General features: G+C 59.7%; 20 protein-coding genes and 2 pseudogenes. 9 read left to right on the top strand and 13 right to left on the bottom strand.

Going from position 1 to position 22,650, the window contains the following annotated elements:
• Window positions 1-17: 17 nt before the first annotated feature.
• The 4 genes and pseudogenes from BKK79_RS39360 to BKK79_RS27415 form a co-directional block, all read right to left on the bottom strand.
• On the bottom strand, window positions 18-389 hold the full coding sequence (locus BKK79_RS39360; RefSeq protein WP_232346461.1) for an RES domain-containing protein: 372 nt from the start codon (window positions 387-389) through the stop codon (window positions 18-20).
• Window positions 310-1,485, bottom strand: coding sequence for a hypothetical protein (locus BKK79_RS39365; RefSeq protein WP_157128527.1), 1,176 nt, complete (start codon window positions 1,483-1,485; stop codon window positions 310-312). The genes BKK79_RS39360 and BKK79_RS39365 overlap by 80 nt, the downstream gene beginning before the upstream one ends.
• A 175-nt stretch (window positions 1,486-1,660) precedes the next feature.
• Window positions 1,661-2,668: pseudogene (locus tag BKK79_RS27410) on the bottom strand (IS30 family transposase).
• 247 nt (window positions 2,669-2,915) lie between these two features.
• Complete coding sequence (locus BKK79_RS27415) at window positions 2,916-3,836, bottom strand: LysR family transcriptional regulator (protein WP_071039376.1); 921 nt, start codon at window positions 3,834-3,836, stop codon at window positions 2,916-2,918.
• Between the two features lie 260 nt (window positions 3,837-4,096).
• Here BKK79_RS27415 and speB point away from each other — a divergent pair, with 260 nt between their 5' ends.
• The 3 genes from speB to BKK79_RS27430 all read left to right on the top strand — a co-directional run bounded on the left by speB (window position 4,097) and on the right by BKK79_RS27430 (window position 8,199).
• Window positions 4,097-5,071, top strand: coding sequence for an agmatinase (gene speB, locus BKK79_RS27420; RefSeq protein WP_071039377.1), 975 nt, complete (start codon window positions 4,097-4,099; stop codon window positions 5,069-5,071).
• An 87-nt stretch (window positions 5,072-5,158) separates the two neighbouring features.
• Window positions 5,159-6,643: a purine-cytosine permease family protein gene (locus tag BKK79_RS27425; RefSeq protein WP_084085219.1), complete on the top strand. Its 1,485-nt coding sequence runs from the start codon at window positions 5,159-5,161 to the stop codon at window positions 6,641-6,643.
• A 413-nt stretch (window positions 6,644-7,056) separates the two neighbouring features.
• The gene (locus tag BKK79_RS27430) at window positions 7,057-8,199 is read left to right on the top strand and encodes a porin (RefSeq protein WP_071039378.1); all 1,143 of its coding nucleotides are present in this window, start codon (window positions 7,057-7,059) and stop codon (window positions 8,197-8,199) included.
• A gap of 480 nt (window positions 8,200-8,679) precedes the next feature.
• Here BKK79_RS27430 and BKK79_RS27435 read toward each other — a convergent pair whose 3' ends face one another.
• Window positions 8,680-9,699: an IS110 family transposase gene (locus BKK79_RS27435; protein WP_071039379.1), complete on the bottom strand. Its 1,020-nt coding sequence runs from the start codon at window positions 9,697-9,699 to the stop codon at window positions 8,680-8,682.
• A 181-nt stretch (window positions 9,700-9,880) separates the two neighbouring features.
• Between BKK79_RS27435 and BKK79_RS41995 the strand changes: the two genes are divergently transcribed.
• Complete coding sequence (locus tag BKK79_RS41995) at window positions 9,881-10,012, top strand: hypothetical protein (protein WP_257787600.1); 132 nt, start codon at window positions 9,881-9,883, stop codon at window positions 10,010-10,012.
• 189 nt (window positions 10,013-10,201) lie between these two features.
• Here the strand turns inward: BKK79_RS41995 and BKK79_RS42360 are convergent, their stop codons facing one another.
• On the bottom strand, window positions 10,202-10,819 hold the full coding sequence (locus tag BKK79_RS42360; protein WP_084085221.1) for a TetR/AcrR family transcriptional regulator: 618 nt from the start codon (window positions 10,817-10,819) through the stop codon (window positions 10,202-10,204).
• Between the two features lie 68 nt (window positions 10,820-10,887).
• On the opposite strand from BKK79_RS42360, the gene BKK79_RS27440 reads away from it, so the two are divergent.
• From BKK79_RS27440 to BKK79_RS27445, 3 genes are all read left to right on the top strand, one after another.
• Window positions 10,888-12,789, top strand: coding sequence for a CocE/NonD family hydrolase (locus BKK79_RS27440; RefSeq protein WP_198173412.1), 1,902 nt, complete (start codon window positions 10,888-10,890; stop codon window positions 12,787-12,789).
• Between the two features lie 339 nt (window positions 12,790-13,128).
• Window positions 13,129-13,521, top strand: coding sequence for a hypothetical protein (locus BKK79_RS40600; protein WP_157128528.1), 393 nt, complete (start codon window positions 13,129-13,131; stop codon window positions 13,519-13,521).
• Between the two features lie 321 nt (window positions 13,522-13,842).
• Complete coding sequence (locus tag BKK79_RS27445) at window positions 13,843-14,229, top strand: DUF1484 family protein (RefSeq protein ID WP_071039381.1); 387 nt, start codon at window positions 13,843-13,845, stop codon at window positions 14,227-14,229.
• Window positions 14,230-14,302: 73 nt separating this feature from the next.
• Here the strand turns inward: BKK79_RS27445 and BKK79_RS27450 are convergent, their stop codons facing one another.
• The 4 genes and pseudogenes from BKK79_RS27450 to BKK79_RS27460 form a co-directional block, all read right to left on the bottom strand.
• Window positions 14,303-14,710: a cupin domain-containing protein gene (locus BKK79_RS27450; RefSeq protein ID WP_071039382.1), complete on the bottom strand. Its 408-nt coding sequence runs from the start codon at window positions 14,708-14,710 to the stop codon at window positions 14,303-14,305.
• 243 nt (window positions 14,711-14,953) lie between these two features.
• Window positions 14,954-15,646: pseudogene (locus BKK79_RS27455) on the bottom strand (IS256 family transposase); the annotation flags it as partial.
• Between the two features lie 20 nt (window positions 15,647-15,666).
• Window positions 15,667-15,822 carry a hypothetical protein gene (locus tag BKK79_RS40605; protein WP_157128529.1) on the bottom strand — a complete coding sequence of 52 codons (156 nt, stop codon included), beginning with the start codon at window positions 15,820-15,822 and terminating at the stop codon, window positions 15,667-15,669.
• Complete coding sequence (locus BKK79_RS27460; RefSeq protein WP_071039383.1) at window positions 15,810-17,018, bottom strand: MFS transporter; 1,209 nt, start codon at window positions 17,016-17,018, stop codon at window positions 15,810-15,812. The genes BKK79_RS40605 and BKK79_RS27460 overlap by 13 nt, the downstream gene beginning before the upstream one ends.
• Window positions 17,019-17,093: 75 nt before the next feature.
• On the opposite strand from BKK79_RS27460, the gene BKK79_RS27465 reads away from it, so the two are divergent.
• Both BKK79_RS27465 and BKK79_RS27470 read left to right on the top strand, forming a co-directional pair.
• A complete protein-coding gene (locus BKK79_RS27465) occupies window positions 17,094-18,134 on the top strand; it encodes an AraC family transcriptional regulator (RefSeq protein WP_084085223.1) in 1,041 nt (346 codons plus the stop codon).
• A 461-nt stretch (window positions 18,135-18,595) separates the two neighbouring features.
• Window positions 18,596-19,360: a class I SAM-dependent methyltransferase gene (locus BKK79_RS27470; protein WP_071039385.1), complete on the top strand. Its 765-nt coding sequence runs from the start codon at window positions 18,596-18,598 to the stop codon at window positions 19,358-19,360.
• A 270-nt stretch (window positions 19,361-19,630) separates the two neighbouring features.
• On the opposite strand, the gene BKK79_RS27475 is transcribed toward BKK79_RS27470, so the two are convergent.
• From BKK79_RS27475 to BKK79_RS27485, 3 genes are read right to left on the bottom strand one after another with little or no spacing between them, the layout of a single operon-like run.
• Window positions 19,631-20,617 carry an NAD(P)H-quinone oxidoreductase gene (locus BKK79_RS27475; RefSeq protein ID WP_071039386.1) on the bottom strand — a complete coding sequence of 329 codons (987 nt, stop codon included), beginning with the start codon at window positions 20,615-20,617 and terminating at the stop codon, window positions 19,631-19,633.
• Window positions 20,618-20,631: 14 nt separating this feature from the next.
• Entirely contained in the window at window positions 20,632-20,961 is a 330-nt protein-coding gene (locus BKK79_RS27480) for a carboxymuconolactone decarboxylase family protein (RefSeq protein WP_071039387.1), read from the bottom strand.
• 13 nt (window positions 20,962-20,974) lie between these two features.
• Entirely contained in the window at window positions 20,975-22,411 is a 1,437-nt protein-coding gene (locus BKK79_RS27485) for an NAD-dependent succinate-semialdehyde dehydrogenase (protein ID WP_071016984.1), read from the bottom strand.
• Window positions 22,412-22,650: the final 239 nt, after the last annotated feature.

Raw genomic sequence — 22,650 nt, forward strand, 5'->3', positions numbered from 1 at the left:
TTGGCGGGGGTATTTTTTTAAGGCGGTTCTAGAGTTGGCAGTCGGGATCTTCTTGTGTCGAAGCTCACCGCCTCAGCCATGCAAGCGGCGAAACTCGGCGAGGCATAGAGAACGCCGAACTCACCACCGGCCGCGTCGAATCGATAGGGCGTAGCGCCAGCCGCGCGCCGGTTGTAGTGGATAGGCCCAAGATGCGCGCGATGGATCCGCCAGAGCGGGCCAGCGCAAGGTCGAGCGTGACGCGCGAGAGCGGTCGCCCGTCCAGATCGGCAGGCGGCAATGGACAGCCCAACGCCTCCGGCGTGTAACTCACGCGGCGCCCTGTTCGTCCCGATAGCGCGCCTGCACCATCTGTACCACGGCTGCGATGGGGCGCACGGGGTCCGCAACCCACTGCGCCGGCGTGAGGCCTTGCAGGGCGTCTTGCGGGCGGTGCATGAAGTTGTGGATGACCCAGCAACTGGCACCGGCTTCCACGAAAGGCCCCAATGCTGCCGCGAGTCGGTTGCCATCGACAGTCAATTGCCACGACGGGTAGCGGAACCCGCGCTCGCGTCCGGGCAGGACCAACGCGTACACGCGGCCGGCCTGGCGGTCGAGGTTCAGCATGCGGTCGGAGCGGCCGGCCAGTGCGGCGGCTTCCTTCAGTGGCAGATTGGTCGGGCTCTCCCACTCCCGGATGGCTGCGAGCCGCCCGCGTTCTCGGGCGGAATCCAGCGGGTGAGCCAGATCGGATGGCTTGCTAACCGGCAGAGGGGCTGAGTAGCTGCCCGTCTCTCCTCGCGGTATCCCGGCGGCAGCGGCCAGGTCTGCCACGGCGCGGACGGCGACTGCGTTCAGGCGGCCTGTGTTGGCGAGGATGCGCACCATCTTGCCGAGCAGTTCGTCGAACTCGCGCTCACTGTTTGCGAGCGGGGCGGTGCTGGCGAACGGCTCGTGCGCGTGGAGGATGGTGGCGCGAGGTGGTTGGTTGTACGTCGGATAGGGCTTGGATGAAGTTGCTTCGAACGGCGAATTCTCCTCTTCGAATTGGGGCTGCCCTTTGTTCGCCGCGGGCGAAGCTGCGAGATCTGCTTGGCGCGTAAGGCGCGTACCCGAGCGTGTGTCGCGCGGGCTTGGCGCTGCGGCGGGTAGGGCGCTCGATGTGTGGCGCTTGGGGCTTTTCCGAGAGGGGCGTTTTACGCTGGTCATGAGGTCATGGTAGTTCATGAACTTCATGACGTCAAAGCCAGAGGGCATTCCTTTTGGGATGACAGGCTGCTCAGTGCTCGTTCTGGCTGGTCGTTCTGAGTGGATGCTGGGAGCGGTCGAATAGCCAAATTGCCGATGTCCAGCTGTTTGTTTGTCAGAGGCGGAGACCGACTTCGGCCAGTAGGCATCGTTCGGTCGCTCCGCTACAAGGACGTTCGGACGTCCGATGTACACCACGGACCGGCGATTGAAGGCGACTTCGCGCTTCGCCTTATTTGTCAGACCACGCAGCATCCCTCGGCCTGCATCGCGTGGTTACCAGTGTTTTCCAACGCACGCACAAGCCGGCCGGTGATTGTTCCTATGTGGGATTATGAAGCTGCGATGCACTGAATGATTGAAGCACGCGGTGGCCGGCTGGACGAGATCGTCATATTCAAGCGACACAATGGACCGGCGGTCTCAAGAGTCAAGTGCAACGCTCAGCAAATCCATTGAGTTCCAGCTCCTTGGCCATTGCTTCCTCGGGCGTATCCCAGCCGAGGGTCTGGCGAGGTCGGCCGTTGAGCAATTTAGCGATGTCATTGAGCTGGGTCTGCGTCACTGCCGATAGGTCGACGCCTTTGGGCAGAAACTGACGCAGCAAACCGTTGGTGTTCTCGTTGCTGCCGCGCTGCCACGGCGCATGGGGATCAGCAAACCAGATATCGAGATTCAATCGCCGGGAGAGCTCGACATGGCAGGTCATTTCCTATCCGCGATCGTAGGTCAGGCTCTCGCGCAGAAAGGCCGGCAGCTTCTTCATTTGCCGTGTGAAGTCCTCCAGGGCATCTTGAGCCGTGCAGCAGTCCATGCGACACAGCACCACGAAGCGCGTCTTGCGCTCAACCAACGTGCCCACCGCCGAACGGTTGAATGCACCTTTGATGAGGTCGCCTTCCCAATGGCCCGGCAATTGCCGCAACGCAATCTCTTCGGGCCGGTGAACGATGCGCAGCGCCTCGGGCACGAATCCGCCGCCGGCAAGCGTGGTACGCCGGACACCGCGCACGGGCTTTTCCTGGCGCAATGTTTCTACCATCGCTTGCTTGAGTCCACCTCGCGGGTGAGCGTATATCGTTTCGTGGCTGACACGTTGATCGGGGTCATCGGGATGCATACGACGAAGTCTGGCAGCAATCTGCTGCGGCAACCAGCGCCAATAGACCAGCCGGTCATGCACATGTTGATACAACGTACTGCCGGCAAGCAGCTTGCGCCGACGGCCGCAACCTTGACGACGAACGCGGTATGCCGACGCCGCCTGCGTTGCATCGTAGGGCAGCGCGGACATATCGCCGTTGCGCGTCAGTTCGCGCGAAACGGTCGAGGCGCTTCGCCCGAGCAGGCGCGCGATGGCCCTTGTGCAACTGCCTTTCCGCTGTTCGATCATGATGACCGCGCGTTCCTCCGCGCTCAGATGCTTGTACTTCCTCATCGCAACACCTTACTTGATTCAAGGTGTTGCACTTGAAGCTAGAGACTAAGCGGCATCCGCCGTTGAAACTGTGCGAAAGATGTCGCCTCTCGCGACCCGGACTTTGGCTACCAGCCGCATTCGTGAATGCCCCGAGGGAGTTCCCCAATGGTCTTCCCTCGCAAACGTCGCCATGGGAAAAAACGCTGCTTTCGGCATCAACAGTTTGCGCGCGAAACCGTCGAACTCGGGGTCACAAATGCGAGAGCTACGTTGACATACGTCGAGTTGGCTGCAAAGAAGATTGCAACGCATCTACAAATACTCGGACAGCCATCGTCTGTTCACGACCTCTTAGCAACGCAAGCGAGAATTCGGCGCTGTGGCTCAGAGACGCGGGATGTATCGCTCGCATCAGGTCTTGCTCGACCCACTGCAAGGCATAATGCTCTGGAAGGAAGCCGATAAAGTTTCCTGACAAAACGAGGGTCGCGACGGCTTCCATGTGATAGACGGTGGCCGCAACTTTAAAGTTGCTAGCGGCGCTCAGCTCCTTGGATTCGCGCATATAACCCCTCGCAACATAATCCAGCTTCTGTAAATCCTCCGTGTTGATGTCATTCGGAGCCGATTTGAAAAGAGGGTGGAGATGGCTACAGTAAAGACGCAGATTCTCTGTGTAGAGTGGCAGGTACATCAAACCGGGATGCATAATTCGGAAGGGTCCGATGCCAACATGTATTTTTCGCTCAAGCACCGCAGCCTCAATCTCGTCCGGGGACTTTATCTCCATCTTCAAAAAGAGATCGCCGCCTTTTTTCTTGACGGTGCGGATCGCACCCGTAATTTTTGCCTGCACGTCGGTGATGGTGTTATCTACAACGCCAATTGCTAACTCGCCGCTAATCTCATGACGTATGGCGCCGATGTCCGCGCGGAATTCTTCCACTGAGTTCAGCAAGCTCTCGGCCGCCTGATAAACAGAATGGCCCTCTTCGGTCAGATGGAAGCCCCGCCGACCGCGCTCGCATAGCCTTAGGCCTAGTCGCTTTTCGAGATCCGTCATGTGGGAGCTTATGGTGGACAGATTCATATTGAGTGCAGATTCCGCTGCTGAGAAACCTTTCAAATCAGCAACCGTTTTGAATATGCGCAACAACCGTAGATCGACGTCGGTCATTCTGATCATACCAATACCCCTCCTTCCGCACTCCGTGGGCTTGCACTAGTGGCTCCTACAGCTTACGTCGTATCGCACGGACAGCCTAGCACGCCCGCCGACCATGAATGGCAGATTGGGAAGGTTCGAGGAATCCAAAACTAAAGTTCGAGAAGTTCTGATTCAACATGTGGCACTCGCGTGCAAGACTAAATGGACGACTTTGACTGAGGGCCGGACTACAGCATCGGAGCGCCGGTCCAGTCGTACTAACCGCGAGGACCTTACTCATGGAAGAAAATATGTTTGCGCCGGTCACCGGCACGGTGACGCCGCGTTATGCAGGCTTGGCCACATTGATGCGGCTGCCGCATATCGGCCTGAAGGATGAGAACATTCCAGACGTGGATATCGGGTTGATCGGGGTGCCATGGGATGGTGGTACCACCAATCGTCCGGGCGCGCGACATGGCCCTCGTCAGGTGCGTGATATCTCGACGATGGTGCGCAATGTCAATCGAAGCAGCGGCATCAAACCATTCGAGATCTGCAATTGCGCGGACCTAGGGGATACACCCGTCAATCCGGTGGATTTGATTGATTCGATAAATCGGATCACCGCATTCTACGACGTAGTATGCAAGGCTGATATTGCGCCGCTATCGGTGGGTGGAGATCACCTGGTAACGTTGCCGATCTTGCGGGCGCTTGCAAAGGATGGGCCCGTTGGTATGGTGCACTTTGACGCGCATACAGATACGTGGAATCGTTATTTTGGCGATAACCTTTACACACATGGCACCCCCTTTCGGCGGGCAATCGAGGAGGGATTGCTGGATCCGAAGCGGACCATACAAATCGGTATTCGTGGGGCGTTGTACAACGACAGTGAGAATGATTGGGGTGAACGTCAGGGCATTCGAGTCATCGACATGGATGAATTTCGGTCGATGGGTGTCGATGCCGTGATCCAGGAAGCCTGGCGCGTAGTTGGAAACGGCCGCACGTATGTGACCTTCGATGTCGATGCACTGGATCCCGTGTACGCGCCCGGAACTGGCACACCGGAAATCGGTGGACTGACAACGATCGAGGCCCAGCACATGATTCGTGGACTACGGGGCCTGAATCTCATCGGAGGTGATGTGGTTGAAGTGTCGCCTCCGTTTGACCCAACTGGCAATACGGCTTTGGTCGCTGCCACGTTGATGTTCGAGATCCTATGTGTCCTAGCTGCCAACATCAGCAAGCAAAAGCGGCGCTAACCTCCGAACATCTGATCAGCACCAAAAGAAATAGACTGCCAGCGGTCGACTGAGACAGCTAGGTAAGCCTCTACGCAGGAGACAAAGATGGACGCTTCGAAATTCGGCGCGGAATCCTCCGCAATCTCACCCTCAGGTCGGGACCTAACCTCAGGCGTAACGTCAGGCCCGACTTCCTCCCGGCTCATTGAACGCCGCTCGATTGACTACATCCCGGAATCGGAAAGGCATGGCAGCCTGGCCAGTCAGTTTACCTTGTGGCTTGGCGCCAATCTTCAGATCACCGCTGTGGTAACGGGTGCACTGGCAGTGGTGCTTGGCGGCGATGTGTTCTGGTCCCTCATTGGCCTCCTGATTGGACAGATCCTGGGCGGCGCAGTGATGGCGCTCCATGGCGCGCAAGGACCTCAACTCGGGCTCCCGCAGATGATCTCCAGTCGAGTCCAGTTCGGCGTCTACGGTGCGATTGTGCCCCTGGTGCTTGTCTGCATCATGTATGTAGGCTTCTCAGCGGGGGGCATGGTTCTGTCCGGCCAAGCGCTCAGCCATCTGATGGGTATAAGCAACGCCAGCGCGATTCTGCTGTTCTCGGGCCTGGTGATCATGCTCGCCACATTCGGCTATCGCACCATTCATTTCATGGGGCGAGTCTCCAGCGTGATTGGCGTTGTGGCGTTCCTGTACTTGTTCGCCAGCCTACTCAAAGGGCAGGACGTTGGCGCGTTGCTACAGAATCGCAGCTTCGATGTGGGGCACTTCCTGCTGGCGGTTTCCCTTTCCGCCTCATGGCAGATTGCCTACGGACCATATGTCGCCGACTACTCGCGCTATCTGCCTCGCTCGACCTCGGCTTTCAGGACATTCCTAGCGGTGGGCATTGGTTCGGTGCTGGGTTCGCAGATCTCCATGGTCTTCGGTGTCTTTGCTGCGGCGTTGGCGGGCAACCAGTTCGCCGGACATGAGGTGAGCTTCATCGTCGACCTGGGCGCAACTGGGGTAGCGGCCATTTTGCTCTACCTGACGATCGTCTTGGGCAAACTCACGATCACCACGTTGAATGCGTATGGGAGCGTCATGTCGGTCGCCGCCATCCTGACCGGACTTGGTGGACAACGGACCATCTCCGGCCGTACGAAATTCTTCTTCGTCGTGGTCATGGTTGGGTTTTCGACCGCGCTCGCTTTGGCGGCCGGGGAGCATGACTTTCTCAAGAAGTTCTCCGCCTTCTTGTTGTTCCTCCTTGCGTTCCTTACTCCTTGGAGCGCCATCAACCTGGTCGACTACTACTTTGTCACCAAGGAGCGCTACGACGTGCCAGCGCTCTTCAACCCGGACGGCCGCTATGGTCGCTGGAATGCCAGGGGCATGACGGTCTATGTGTTGGGTGTAGCGGTGCAAATGCCCTTCATTGCGACCAGCTTCTACACCGGTGCATGGGTGGAGGCGCTCGGTGGTGTCGACATATCCTGGATCGTTGGTCTGGTTGTTCCAGCCGTGATCTACTTCTACGTTGGCAGTAAAGCGAACGTGCCGCAGGCGCTGATCTTGCCAGCCGACCACGCCGAGTTGTAGTCCGAGCAATCCGGCCAGCGGCTTGGGGAAAATCAGCCTGCACGCGCGCGGTATCGGATGGGAGCGCCTAGGGATTACCCACATCGTAACCGGAACCCCCTCGAGAGTATCGATCGCTACCGCGCTACGCTGACCAATTGCCGACAAGGGTTTCCGGGCAGTTTGGCATCGTGAATGAAATGACGCATTCCGCTGCAGTACGCCCTATGCCGCAATTTCAATTTTCATGGGGCATAGCGGATTCGTAATCTTCGACTCGGCGAAGCAATGGGTATCACCGTGGTAGTTGATGTGGCCACCAACAGCTTCACCACGAGCGGCCGCCCGGGGGACATGCATTCTGATTTGCCAGCAGACAGCGCCGGATGCCAGGTGCTGCGCCAGCATGCCTCGAAAAAAATAAGGAAGAGATAATGAGAAATAAAATCATTGGATCAATATTATTTGCCATTTCCATTCCGGCAATGGCGCAGAGTGCGGTGACGATCTATGGTGTGGTTGATGAGGGTATCAACTACACGAACAATGTTGATGGACATAGCTTGTTTGAGCTGCAGAGCGGCTTCGCTCAAGGCAGCCGGTGGGGTTTCAAAGGGGTTGAGGATCTCGGTGGTGGGACAAAGGCGGTCTTCCAGTTAGAAAACGGCTTCAACGTGAGTACGGGTCGCTTGGGCCAGGGTGGGCTGTTGTTTGGTCGGCAGGCTTATGTCGGCTTGCGAAACGACAGCATCGGGGCGGTCACGCTGGGACGCCAGTACGACGCGATAGTGGACTACGTTGCGCAGACTACCGCGAACGGGAATTGGGCCGGCTTCATGTTTTCGCACGTGTACGATAACGACAACACCGACAATTCGTTCCGCGTCAATAACTCGGTGAAGTACACGAGCCCGACGTTCGGCGGTTTCCAGTTCGCTGGTATGTACGGCTTTAGCAATAGCACAGACTTCGCAAACAATCGGCACTACAGCTTCGGCGGTCAGTATGCGCATGGCGGGTTGCTGATTGCCGCGGCCTATCAGCAAACGGACAACCCGTCGGCGACCGCCGGCGGGGCGCTCAACAATGCCGGGGACGCCAACTTTATTGGCACACGGCTGAGAATCTTCGGCGCGGGTGCCAACTACGCGTTTGGTGCGACCACGCTGGGCTTTTCGTATACCAATACCGAGGTCATCGAACCGCTCGGCAACGCGTATTCTGGCGCAATTACTCCGCCTTCAGGGCCGGCGGCGTCGCTGCGATTCCAGAACTTCGAGCTGAACGCGAAATATCAACTCACCCCCGCGCTGTTCGTTGGTGCCATTTACGTCTACACACGAGCAAACCTCAATGTGACGACGGGCGTGCAGCATCCGACCTATCAGACGGTTGGCCTAATGGCGGACTACAACTTCTCGAAGCGGACGGACATCTACGTGCAGGGTGCCTACCAGCGCGTTGGTGGAGACTCGACTGGTACTGTGTTGGACTTCGCACAGGTGACGTCCGCGAGCAGTATTTCATCGAATCAAAACCAGTTAATGCTGCGCGTGGCGCTTCGACATAAATTTTGATTCCAATGAATCACCATTGTGGTTTTTAATTTTATGAATTGTGAACGCCATGCCATTATTTATCGATACTAGCGCGGGGAGAGCGAACACCGTCGTGAGTACGCGCCCACCAGTCCGCCAACGCCGTGAACACCGAACATGTCTAAAGGAGTCGTCGAATCCTAGCTGGGTTTAGCTTCTCAATCGCCACGGTGCAGCACGGCGACACCACCAGCCCGCCTCCCGTTTGCGCTAGTTTTTCGAGCATCAGGTATGGCAGGAACGGTTCGCAGCTTTATATCCGGCCTTACTGCAGCGATTTCTGTGCTGCGGGCCCCTATGGAATCCGCTGACTCGCACCTCATTTCCTTGGCGAGCTTGGAGCTCGTACATGTATTCAGGTTTAGCGAGTCCTGGTCCGACCTGTCGCGCCATCACGCTCGATTGCCAACGCAACCTTCCGCTCTACAAGCTATCTATGCATGTGATCTAATGAGCCGTTCATACAGGCGCTACGCTCACGTGCCCTTTTTGATATGACCGGCCATGGGCCAATACCGCCCAAATCGTGCGCGCCATTTTGTTGGCCAACGCGACGATTACCACATTCGGCGGTCGCCGTTTGCTCATTTGCTCGACCCACGGTCCTGATGCCTTCGCATGTTGCAAGACGCTACGAGCGCCGTGAATCAACAACGTGCGCAGATAGGTGTCACCGCGTTTGCTGATCCCATGCAGATTGACTCTACCGCCAGAGCCAGTCTGCTTCGGCACCAGTCCGGCCCACGCGGCAAACTCACGGCCCGATCTGAATGCCTTTGCGTCGCCAATCATTGCAACAGCCGCCGTGGCCGTCAGTAGCCCGACGCCTGGGATTTCGCTGATGGCCTTCACGGCGCGATCCTCCTGCTTCCATTCGCGCAGCCTTCGCTCGATTGTGGCAATTTGCTTATCCAGCTTCGTGAGCCCGTTCCACTGCTCACGTAACGTGTCAATCAGTACTGCTGGCAAGCGGTTGGCCACTCGGGCGAGTACATCGGGCATTGCCTTGTCCAAGGCCAAGCGGCCTTTCCCCATCACTTGGCCGTATTCGGTCAGCAGCCCCCGCAGGCAGTTGATCTGCATTGTGCGGAACTTCACTAACTGCTCGCGCGATCGGTGCAGTGCGAGCATGGCTTGTTGCATTTCAGTCTTTACGGCGATCGCCTTACCTGGCTGCTGCACCGCCAGCCAGATCGCTCGAGCATCCGCGGCGTCGTTCTTGTTGCGAATATTGAATGCTTTGACGAACTCCGCCGGCATTAGCCTTACCTGATGACCCATCCCTGTGAGTTGTCTCGCCCAGTGGTGAGAGCCTCCACACGCCTCCATGCCTATCAGGCAAGGCGCGCGGTTGGCGAAGTATTCAAGGAACTTCGCCCGGGGGATCGGCTTATTCACGATCACGCCAGTGTCCTGGTCCACGTGGTGCACCTGAAAGACATTCTTGGCGATGTCGATTCCAACTGGAATTGGCTTCATCTCGGATCTCCCGGTTTGCCTGTCGAGACCTACATGATCTCCTGATGGGCACAGCCGGAGGTCTGTGGCTAGCCACTTCCCCCACTACTGTCCTCCATCGCCCACAGGTGGGAGGCGTCCATTCCATTTCCTTAGCGACATGTTATGCCCTAAACACAAAATTTCTGACAGGCCCGACACCATGCTCGAAAACCGCATCTACAGCCCCGACGAGGTCGCAGCCATCCTTGGGCAGGGCATTGAGCCCACCGCGCTCGAACAATGGCCACAGATCACCCGCCCAGACTACGTGATTGACGTCGCGAAAAGGTGATCGCCGTAAGGCGATTGACCCCATCAAGAGTTGTTACATATGCTTGCTCAACCGAGATTTTTCCAGTTGGAGGGGATAGTCGAACTACCTCAGTGGTCTGATCTGCAAATAGACTACTTAATCCTACCTGGATACCACGCCTTCCCGCGTCGCTTAACAAGCATCCATGCGACCACTCCAACCGTTCGGCTAGCGTTGGCCGACAAAAGCTAGGACGCTGTCGACAGTCCGTTCGATGAACCCGTCGTCAACCGGGCGCCGACTAATAAAACGGCGAACGTACACCGGCCCAATAGCACGTTCAATTAACTCTTCAGGGTCGTCCTCTGGCCAAATTTCGCCACGAAGGCGTGCTCTAGCAAACATCGCGCGTCTATCTGCGACCCGCTCGCTCCAATAAAGGCGCAACATCTTCTGCAACTCAGGTGTGTTTCCCACACCAAATGCTGCGGCCACCATCATCTCCCCGACGGGGGCATCAAGGAAGTCACGAACGTCTCGAAGAATAGCGAGTAAGTCACCTCGCAGCGATCCCGTGTCTGGAACTGGCAGGGCTTCGGCAGCTAACCTTCCGGTCGCGAACGCGAGCAACTCGGCCTTGGTTGGCCACCGCCGATAGATAGTCGCTGTATGCACCCCAGCGCGCTGTGCGACTCGAGGTACCGAGAAGCTGGCAAGGCCGCCCTCCCTCAGTTCAGCCGCCACGGCCTCAACTACTTGCTCAAGCACGCGAGCACTGCGTCCGCCAATACGGTGCTTTTTGGAAGGTGGCGCCTCGGTTGGCGAAGTCGGAGTTCTGGTCGTCATCTCTTGATTAAAGCACACTTCAGTGCTTTAATCATCTAACGCATAGTTTAGTGCGTTAAGGAGACAGCATGACAACCTTCTTTTCCCGAACAGACAAGGCAGCTCTTTTGCCTAGGCGCCCCGGCGCTAAGTTCATCGCCGCTGTAGTGGGTGCTGCCTGCCTGTCTGGGCAGTTCGCGATCGCAGTTGAGTCGCAAAGCAACATTCGGCCTCCGGCGAGTCTCGCCGGCGAGGACAAGCCATTTCCACAACGTGGAGTTGTGTTTGAGTACAATCGCGGCGTTGCGATGAGTGATGGCAACACGCTACGCATCAACGTGTTTCGCCCGGAAGCGCCAGGCCGGTATCCGGTCATCGTGACGCACGGCCTTTACGGCAAGGACGTCGCCTGGCAAACAGCCGAGCCCTACCGCGATGCATGGCAGAAAGTCTCTGCCAAGGTACCTGACCTGTGCACTGCGTCGACATGCGCGTTCATGCGCTGGGAAATGCCGGACCCAGAGCGGTGGGTTCCGGCAGGTTATGTCGTCATTCACGCCGACTCGCGTGGATCGGGCAAGACCGCGGGGTATCTGGACCCGCTCGGTGCTCGCGAGACGCAGGACTACAGGGAACTTATCGAATGGGCTGCATCACAGCCCTGGTCCACCGGAAAGGTAGGGCTGCTCGGCATTTCCTATTATGCGATCAACCAGTGGCAAGTCGCAGCTCTCCAGCCAAAGGGGCTCGCCGCCATTATTCCGTGGGAAGGTTCGTCGGACTCATACCGAGAGATGTCGTACCACGGTGGCATTGCATCGACGATGTTCACAAAGATGTGGACGGCAGGTCAAGTTTTGCCAAACCAACATGGAAACGGCAATTCGGCATTTCGTGACGCTGTGACCGGTGGCCCGGCCGTCGGCGAAGCGATTTCGCAAGCGGCCCTTGAGAGTAGCCGCACCCCCTTACTGAATGACACGCTTGCGCGACCTTTTGACGGCACCTACTACGCGCAGCGGAGCCCGAACCTCTCGCGAATAAGCATCCCGACGCTGTCCGCCGGCAACTGGGCCGGCGCTGGTCTCCACCTTCGCGGCAACATTGAGGGTTTCAAGGGCATCGCTTCGAAGGACAAATGGTTGAGGCTTCATTCTGGAGACCACTTTTCTGCGTTTTACCGAAACTTTGAACTCCAGAAGTCCTTCTTTGACCGCTTTCTGAAGGGCGACTCATCGGCCTTCAAGAATGAGCCGCCAGTCGTCGTGACAGTGCGGAATCCAGTCGAAGGGAACAAGGTGCGGGGCGAGACGGCTTGGCCACTGCCCGATACGCGCTTCGAGCGCTGGTACCTCCAAGCAGACGACTTGTCTCTCAACGCAACGCAGCCCGGCGGTGCTACTACGGTCAGCTATCAAGCTACATCTGACGGCGTCACCTTCAAACTTCCGGCAAGCAGTGAGCCTCGTGAGTTCACCGGACCACTCATGGCACGCCTCTGGGTGAGTTCGTCAACAGCAGATGCAGACTTATTCGTCACGCTTCGGTTGCTTGACCCGAACGGCAAGGACGTCACGTTCGAGGGAGCGAACGCCCCTGCAGTGCCCGTTGCCCAAGGATGGTTGCGCCTGTCGCATCGCGAGTTGAACACCGAGAAAAGTCAGCTGGGGAGGCCTTATCACTCACACGTTCAACCAATGCACGTGGAACCCGGGGAGCCGTATGCGGCGGACGTCGAGATTTGGCCTACCAGCGTAGTAGTTCCTCCTGGCTACACTCTCGCCCTAACCGTACAGGGGCAGGACTTTGCATTCCCTCATCTGGCCACCGGAGTTTTCCGCGGCTCCGCGCCGTTCATGCACGAGGGACGTGACGCGAAACTCTTCGCTGGTCAGCAGACGCTGCACACCGGGGGTAAGTACGACAGCTACCTTCTGCTTCCTGCCATTCCCAGCGACCGCAAGGTATCGAGCCTCACATCGTCCTTCTAGGGGGCAGTGAACAATAAGGTCAAAGGCATGGCGGCCGGGCGAAAGGCCAGGTCTCCTTACCACAGGTTGGCCCTGTCTCGCCATGCCGGCCTTATTGCTGTCCACGCACGGTCGCTCTGATGTTTCTGCACAGAACCTGTCCTTGTTTGGGTAGACCTTTCCTGTGGAGGCGGAGGCCTTGTCCCCCGCCATTCTCATGACGGAAGCGTATGTGGGAAATCGGCCAGAAGCGGCCGTTCCGGTATCCCTCTAGTTGAGTCCAGCGCCTGAACATCCGCTAGACTGAGCTACCCCAAATCGCTCTCATCAATCATGCAATGCACAGGCAGAAGGCTTGCCATGATCGGCATGCTCTTGTTGGCAGGCGCTGCATTGGCTCAGGCATCGCGGGCAGACAAGCCCGTCGAATCAGCGCATCGGGCGGGGCCGAAGGGCCTTGAAGGTTGGACAGAAAGCTATCCGTTGGCGGACGGTCAGAGCTACCCCTCCACCTTGGTTATCGCCAAGCGGAGGCATGTTATCCGTCGAATCCAAGGAGATCCATTTGTGTGGAGATGGGTGTTTTGGGAGAAGGGAAAACAGGTCGCCTATGAGACTGGATCGTTGCACTTCAACATGGCGTGTAGGCTAGTCGACATTCCCAGTGGCCGACAACTGGCGAATCTTGATTGCTATCGCGAACTCGCCGAGGATGCCCCGGCATGGGAGAAAGCCTTGCGGGACGCCAAGTAAATTGGCAATCACGCTGCGCGTTGGATCTGCCGCAGTACATCGCGGCTGACGACAATAGGCCAAGCCGACCGCCCAATCCAATGCTATCGAACGGCCGAAAAGGGTCGGAAGCGGTCATCAAAGCAGCGTCTTCTAGCGAGCCGCTTCCCAACAATAGGGCCTCTTTCGGCTATCAACGCAGGACGAAGCTCGCGTCAGAAGTGGCTGATTGACAGCAGTCAGCGTCGCGCCCACACTCCCCAACTCGCCGCAAACAACGGCGATCGAGAGTGGAAACTCGAAAGATCCAGGACCCGACCAACCGAGTTCCACGGAGGCGCCATGTCCGCTCGTACTCCTTGCGCTGAGCAATCCACTCTTCTCGAATCCCCGGCGCACCAATTCGCCATCACCCGCCAATCTCCCCTCATCGCCGACCTGATCGCGCTGACCTACCCCGCCAACACCAGCGCCAAGGACAGCCTCCGCGCCCAGGAACTCGCCTACGAGCTTGGCGCCCTCAGCAACACCATCCTCGACGTGACCCAGCAGGGCTGCGTGGAGCTATGGCGCGTCAGCGCCGGCCTCGCGGCGGTGCTGCGCTTGCTGGAGGCCGATGAGGAGGCCGATGAGGAGGCCGACATGGATACCGTGGGCATCCATTGCCTGCTGGCACCGCTGAAGGCGCAGCTGGATGAGGCAGTCAGCCGCGTGCAAGCGATGATCTGAGCGGCAAGGCGCAAGGGCCGCTTGTGGGCGGCCCTCGTGGGATCTTGGTGGCTCGGCGCGGGCGTCCGGTGGTTCAGATCCAGATGTCGTTGGCTGCCGTGCGCTCGCCGCCTTCGTCACCCGTATTCAGCACGCCGCGCGGTTCGATCAGCAACAGCTTGACCTCGGCCGCGGCGTACGGTTTGTGTTCCACGCCTTTCGGTATCACGGCCATCTCACCGGCGCGCAGCAGCAGGTTGCCGTCGCGCAGGTCGATGCGCAGTTCGCCTTCCAGCACGATGAAGGTTTCGTCGGTGTCGGCGTGCTGGTGCCAGACGAAGTCGCCTTCGATCTTCACGACCTTGAACTGGTAGTCGTTCATCTCGGCGACTACGCGCGGTTGCCAGTGCCCGTCGATGCGGCGGGCCTTGTCCAGCAGGGGGATGGCGATGCCTTGGCCGCGCGTGGCGGGGGCTTGGGCGGAGTTTTCGGTGTGGGACATGGGCTTCTCCTTGGTGGGGGATGGATGAAGCCAAGGCTACGCCGGGGCGTGGCGCCGGTCTTGAACGATCTTGCGTGGGCTCAGCGCCGGCGCGGCGCGCTGGCGATCTGCAGCCAGCGCGCGGGGGTGTGGCCGTAGGTCTTGCTGAAGCGGCGGGTCATGTGGCTCTGGTCGGCGAAGCCGGCGGATGCGGCCGCGTCGGCCAGGCTGAGGCCGTGCAGCATCAGCCGGCGCGCGGTGTCCATTGAACACCTTCATCCAGAACTTGGCGCCTTCGGTGGTCTCGATCCACAGGCCCAGGATGTCGCGCGTGCCGTCTGGCAGTACGCCCAAGGCCAGGTAGACGGCCTTGTTGCGCACCACCCCGTCCTCGCGCATCTTGACACGCAGTGCGTCGAAGAACACCACCGGGTACATCACCTCAAGCGGACGGGCCTGCCAGGCGGTCACCTCGTCCATGACCGCATCGGTCACCGAACTGATGAACTCCGGCGAGACCTCGGTGCCGTACTGTTCGGCCAGAAACGCCTGGATCTCGCGCACGGTCATGCCCCGGGCGTACATGGCGATGATCTTGTCGTCGAAGCCGGTGAGGCGCCGCTCGTGCTTGGGGATCAGGATCGGGGCAAAGCTGCCGTCCCGATCGCGCGGAATCTCCACCCGCAGCGGGCCATCGTCGGTCAGGACGGTCTTGGCGGTCTTGCCGTTGCGCTGATTGGCCGTGCCGGCCGGGCGCTCAGCGCCCGGCGGATAGCCCAGATGATGGCCAAGTTCGGCGCCCAGAGCTCGCTCGATCAGGGCTTTCTTGAACGCCATCGAGGCATCCTGAACCGCCTCGGCGGTCATCGGGCCCTTTACGAAATGGGCAATCAGGTCCTCGGGAATGCTCGGCAGCTCGCGCTCAGCAGCCTGGTTGGTCTTGGTTTTGCGTGGCATACATGCTCGTTAGCGACATGTTATGCCCTAAACACAAAATTTCTGACATGCCCGGCATCGATCATGATCCGGCGAACACAAGCCTTGGAAATCTCAATGCTGTGCCGCTCGCGCAGCGTCTCGGCCTCCAGGGTCGGGCCGAAGTCGGCGTAGCTGTCGCGGATCAGCCCGCGCACGCGCGACTCTCCACTCGATTCGGCACGCCCGTCACGATCGTCGCAACCGCGATGGCCAGCACGACGGCGGCCCCGACGAACACACCAGCCGCGCCGTTTGCATCAAACATGACGCCACCTGCCGCTGCGCCGGTCGCGATCGCGAGCTGTACGGCCGCGACGATCAGGCCGCCCGCGCTCTCGGCTTCATCGGGTACGGTGCGCGTGACCCATGTCGACCATGCGACCGGCACGCCGCCGAAAGCCATCCCCCAAAGCGCGACAAGCACCGCATCGATCATCGGCGCGCGGCCGAGCGCTACGAGCCCGATCCCGAGCACGACCATTAGCGCGGGCATTGCGATCAGCATGGGCCGCAGCCGGTGTTCAAGCACGCGGCCGGCGAGCGACGTGCCGACGAAGTTCGCGACGCCGTAGCCGAGCAGGATCGCCGATAGACCGTTTACGCCAACGCCCGCGACCTGTTCGAGGAACGGCCGCAGGTACGTGAAGAACGCAAAATGTCCCGTGAACACAAGCGCCGTCGCGAACATTCCGAGGCCGACGGTCGGCCGGCGCAGCACGTCGATCAGCGTGCGCAGGCGCGTCGTTCCACTCGGCGGCATCGACGGCAGCGTCGCGACCTGCGACAGAAACGCGACGCCGCCAAGCGTGGCTGCTAACAGGAACACGTTGCGCCAGCCGATCAGGTGGCCGAAGTAGCTGCCGAGCGGGGCTGCGGCGATCGTCGCAACGGCCACGCCGCTGAAGATAATCGACAGTGCGCGCGGCACCATCGCAGCAGGCACGAGCCGCATCGCGGTGGCCGTCGCCATCGTCCAGAAGCCTCCGAGCGCGATGCCAAGCACAATGCGGCCAATCAGAATCGCCATGAGGTTGGTCGCAAACGCAACCGCGAGATTCGACGCGACCAACAGCACCGAAAACGCGAGCAGCACGCTCCGCCGGTCGATCGTACGCGTCACGGCAGCGGTCAGCAGGCTCGCGACGAGCGCGACCATTGCGGTGGCCGTCACCGTCTGTCCGGCGACACCTTCGGTCACACCGAGGCTGCCAGCCATCGGTGTGAGCAGGCTCGCGGGCAGGAATTCGGCCGTGACGAGGCCGAACACGCCAAGCGACATTGCGAAGACCGCACTCCAGGCGGGTTCGCTGGGGGCCGCTAGCGGGGCGGCCTTGGAAATTCCGGGATTCATGCGTCGTTCCGTGAGAGGAAAAATCGGGAAAAGTGCAATGACGGCATATCGTAAGCAGCGATGGCAAGACGGTATATGACATACAATCCGCAATCATTGATCAATCGTCCGGATCCAATGTCCGCTTCCCTTCCCGTTCCCGACGTGCGCGATCTCGTCAGCGAGCTGCTGCTGGGGATGCGCCTGAGCGGCGTCCAATATCGCCGCATCCAGGTCCCGCGCCCGTTCGGGTTGAGCTTCGGGCACGTCCCGGGACGCGCGCAGTTCCATTTCGTCGGACGCGGGCCGGTCCTGCTGCGCGAAGCGGCTGGCGCAACGATGAGGCTTGAAACCGGTGACGCGATCCTGTTGCCGCACGGCAGCATGCACGCACTTGTGTCCGATCCAGACGCGCTGTGCCGTCCCATCGGTGCCTTCGAGACCGAGAAGATCTGCGACTCGATCGCGTCGGTCGGTACGCCACCGCCGTGCACGGGATCTGATCCGACGGGCGGCGACGCGCTGATCTTCAGCGCGTGCATGGAGTTTGATCTTGGCGGAATGCAGCCGCTCGTCGGCACGATGCCGGAGTTCATGCACGTCGGCACACTGCTCGCGCGCTACCCCGAAATCCGTCCGATGCTCGATGCGATGGAGCGCGAATCCTGCTCGGAGCGCGCAGGCTTCGCGGGGATCCTCGCGCGGCTCGCGGACGTAGTCGCCTCGTTCATCGTGCGCGGCTGGGTCGAGTGCGGCTGCGGCGACGCAACGGGCTGGGTGCAAGCGCTGCTCGACCCGAAGCTCGGCCGCGCGATCGTCGCGCTGCACCGCGATCCGGGCCAAAACTGGAGCGTCGCGGAATTGGCCGCCGAAGCGGGCGTGTCGCGTTCGGTGTTCGCCGAGCGATTTCTCGCGGCGACTGGGATGACGCCCGTGCGCTACCTGACCGAGCTGAGGATGCGGCTCGCCGCGCAATGGATCGCACGTGATCGCGAGGCGATCGAATCCGTTGCGTACCGGCTTGGCTACGGGTCGCTCGCCGCGTTCAGCCGCGCATTCAAGCGGGTGGTCGGGCGGCCACCGGGGGCGGTGCGTGCGGAGGCTGACGCGGCCTACGCCACGCGTGCCGTGCCGTAGGCCGGTCGGGCAGCCGTGCCACTGCAGCAGCCAGAGCAGCCAGCGGATACGGATGACGGCTGCACGCCTCCGGCTCAGTGCCTGTTTTCGAACCTGGAACGGCGCTTGATGACGTGCCAATGGCTGTCGGATACTGACCGTCATCGCCATCTAAGGTGTCCGGCCAATCCGGTCGGAGTCAGCGCAAATGCCCGTCGTGCACCTTTTCCAGCGATGCCTTGTCGCCGGTCTCTGCTTCGATTTCTCCGATGCATACCCAACAATCGCCACTGCGACTCGCTGACAATCGGTCACCGTCTCGATTCAGCTCGCGCCCGCAAATCTGGCATTTCATGGTCAAACTCCCCTGGTGGGGACGCTTGGCTCCGATCGGTGGCGACCGGTCGGGTGCCGGCCGGGTTCGGCCACTAGCAGACATTGAAATGCTGATCTGCTACCGTAGACATTTCGCAGGAGGAAAGATGAATTTCTATGATGAAATTTCACCGTTATATCATCTGATTTATCCAAACTGGACGCGCAGTGTGGAGCTTCAAGGGAGGCAATTAGACAACATCATTCAGCAAAATTGGCCTGGCAGTACGCGATTGCTTGATGTGTCTTGTGGCATTGGGACCCAGGCTCTGGGACTGGCTGAATTAGGCTACTCAATTAGTGCGTCAGACCTTTCGGAAAAAGAGATTGAGCGAGCAAAAAAAGAAGCTGAGCGGCGCAAACTAGCCATTCAATTTTCTGTGGCTGACATGCTAAACGCTCATGCGCAACACGGGGCTGGATTCGATGTACTAATTTCCTGCGACAACAGCGTTCCACATTTGCTGACAGACGATGATTTGCTTAGCGCATTTCGGCAATTCTTTGACTGTCTGAAGCCGGGGGGAGGGTGCCTAATCACTGTTAGAGACTACGAAAAAGAAGAGCGAGGCAAGAATCTGGTGAAGCACTACGGAGCTCGCATAGAGGATGGCAAACGCTATGTGCTATTTCAGGTCTGGGACTTCACTGGAGTCCACTATGACCTGGCGTTCTTCATCGTGGAAGAGGAACTGACAACCGGCATCATCCATACTCACGTTATGCGCTCAAGGTACTACGCTGTATCCGCAACTCGACTGTGTGAATTGATGTTGAATGCTGGCTTCGAAGACGTTCAGCGATTGGATGGGCAGTACTTTCAACCCGTCATTGTTGGTACAAAGCCATCGGAAGATTTGCTTGGGATTTGACTGGCTATTTAGGGTCGATCTGTATGAAATCCGTTAATTGTGGTGCCCCAGAAACGTCTCTGGTACGTACTTGGCTGGTCCACGTGATGCGATGCGTTGTGCGCGACCACAAGTCTGCTAAGCTGCCCGGAGTTTCGTTCTCGTGGATCTTCATAATGCGTCGCGCATCGATTGCAATCCGGACACTTTTCGTGGCAGCGATAGGTGGCTGAAACTCGACAAGTTTCAGCCATCCAAGCCGGAGCGCATCCGACAGCCTGTCGCCGCACCTTAACTCGTCGTCAGGATGATTTTCCCCACATTCCCCGCAGATTCCATGCGTCGATGGGCGTCGGCAGCTCGCGCCAGAGGAAACGTACTGTCGACAACGGGCTCTAGGCACCGGCCACCGGAAAAGCGGTTGAGCCAATGGTCACGGAAGCGCCGGACCATAGCGTGCTTTTCAGCCGGGGCGCGCGACTTCATGACCGTGCCGATAATCTGGATGTGGCGGTACAGAATAGTCTCCATGTCGACACTTACCTGCCCGCCCCCACCCAGAATCCCAACTTGCACAAGACGCCCCCCGTGCGCGAGGGAAGCGATATTGCGTGCAAAATACGGCTCCCCGATGAAATCAATCACAACGTCGACGCCCCGTCCACCTGTCTTCTGGGCCACGACAGCTGCAAAATCCTGCGTGCGGTAGTCGATCACATGGTCGGCGCCCAGTTGAACAACGCGTTCGTGCTTCGTTGCCTCGGCGGTCGCGAACACAGTCGCTCCGGTCGCGTATGCGAGCTGAACCGCGGCGGAACCCACGCCGCCCGCCGCCGCATGGATGAGCACGGAATCGCCTTGCTTAAGCCGTCCGAGATGCATCATCGCTTCATGCGCCGTGACGAACACTTCGGGGATGGCCGCCGCGTGCACGTAATCGAGCGGCTCCGGAATCGGCATCGCCATGCGCCAGTCGATGCGCGCTAGTTCAGCATACGCGCCGCCGCCGACGACACCCATCACACGGTCGCCGACCTTGTAGCCTTCGACCAATGCGCCTACTTCCAGCACCTCACCGGCGATTTCCAGCCCCATGATGGTCGAGTCTCCGAAATTCGGGCGGCCATAACCGCCGCGTCGATGCGTGAGGTCAGCGCGGTTCACGCCTGCTGCGTGTACACGGACCAGAAGATCGTCGGGGCGCAGCTCCGGGTCGGGAACGTTGGCGAGTTTGAGAACATCGGCGTCGCCGAATTCGTTGAAGGTGATGGCTTTCATGAATGCCTGTCCTTTTATGCCTGTACTTCGCCGAAGGTCGATTGCGCAACCGCAGAAGCCGAGATAGCGGCCGGAAAACCTGCGTAGAACGCGAGGTGGGTAATGGTTGCTGCGAGTTCCTCACGCGTGACGCGGTTACTCAGGGCACGTCGCAGGTGTGCGGGAAGTTCGTCGTGGTGGCCTCCCATAATCAATGCGGCGACGGTCACAAGGCTGCGATCGCGCGGCGAGAGCGCTGGGTCTGCCCAGACCTGCGGAAACAGCACGTCGTCGATGAGTGCAGCGAGCTTCGGCGTGAATGCACGCGCGGCTTCGCGCGGGCTGTCGAAATTGACCTTTGACATGATTGGGCGCTTCTCACACTTGGCTGATGAATTTGTTCGTGAGATAGAACTCGATACCTTCGGCGCCTCCTTCGGAGCCGATTCCACTTTCCTTGAGCCCGCCGAACGGAAGCTCGGTGGACACGATGCGGTACTGGTTAATGCCGATCATGCCGGCTTCCAGCCCGTCGCCCACGTCGATGGCGGTGCGCGCATTGCTCGTGAACGCATAGGCCGAGAGGCCGTACGGCAGGCGGTTCGCTTCGGCGAGACCGTCTTCCAGTTCGTCGAAACGCATCAGCACCGCAATGGGACCGAACGGCTCCTCGTGCATCACGCGGGCGTCCATCGGCACGTCGGCGAGCACGGTCGGTTCGAAGAAGTAACCATCGCCCGCAATGCGCTTGCCGCCGGCGAGCACCTTCGCACCGCGCGCAATCGCATCGGCGACGAGTTCTTCCATCTTGGCAATCTGGCGCGCGTTCGCGAGCGGGCCGACCTGCGTGCCGGGCTGCATCCCGTCGCCCACCTTGAGCGCCTGGGTGGCCGACACGAAGTGGCCGACGAACTCGTCGTAGACCTCGCGCTGAATCAGGAAGCGAGTCGACGAGATGCAGACCTGGCCGGTGCCACGGAAGCGGTTCGCCGCGCCTTCGACTGCGGCCCGTTCGACGTCTGCGTCCTTGAACACGAGCACAGGGCCGTGGCCGCCAAGTTCGAGCGTAATCGGCTTGACGCCTTCGGCGGCACGCGCGGCAAGCAGTCGGCCGATGGGAACGGAGCCGGTGAATGTCACCTTGCGGATAACCGGCGACGCAATCAGCGTCTTCGACACCTCATCGGGCACGCCGAAGACCACCTGCAGCACGCCCTTGGGCAAACCTGCATCGTCGAGTGCGCGGGCGAGCGCGAGCGCAGTCGCGGGGCTTTCCTCGCCCGGCTTGATGATGACGCTACAACCGGCAGCCAGCGCTGCCGAGAGCTTCCGGGCAGGCGTGATAGCCGGGAAATTCCACGGCGTAAAGGCGGCCACCGGCCCGATGGCCTGCTTCTTCACCAGTTGTTGCACGCCAGGGCGATTCGACGGGACAACGCGACCGTCGATACGACGCGCTTCTTCCGCGAACCATTCGAAGTACTCGGCAGCACGCAGCACTTCATCGCGGCTCTCGGCGAGCGGCTTGCCCTCTTCAAGCGTCAGCAGTTCCGCAATGCGAGCGGCGCGCTCGCGAATCAGGTCCGCGCCGCCTTTAAGAATACGTGCGCGTTCCGCCGGCACCGTATTGCGCCATACGTCGAACGCGCGCTTTGCCGTCCGCAGCGCATGGTCGAGGTCAGCCGCCGTTGCAAGCGGCACCCGGCCCAGTTCCTGCAGCGTAGCGGGATTGACGACCGGGGCAGTGCTGCGTTCGCTGGCAGCAATCCATTCTCCGTTGATGAAAAGATAGAGGGAGTCGTAATGAGCGTTCATTTTCCCAACCTCAATATAGTCAGTAAATCGAAGCAATCAGCTTTCATGCCCAGGCCGAGAACTGAGCTGGTCAGGCCCGGCGACACTGGAGGAAGCGGCCTTGGCTTGCGGCTGTCAGTAAATGTCTGTCTGCGGAACGCAGTCTAAGCGGGAAGCCTGGCCGGTTTTAGCCTGGGTAGAAGGAATGACTCTTTCCGTGAGAGGGAGAATCCGTGCGCTCCGACCGGTTACGCTTACCA

Origin of the sequence: Cupriavidus sp. USMAA2-4 (assembly GCF_001854305.1) — a bacterium.
Taxonomy (GTDB): Bacteria; Pseudomonadota; Gammaproteobacteria; order Burkholderiales; family Burkholderiaceae; genus Cupriavidus; species Cupriavidus malaysiensis.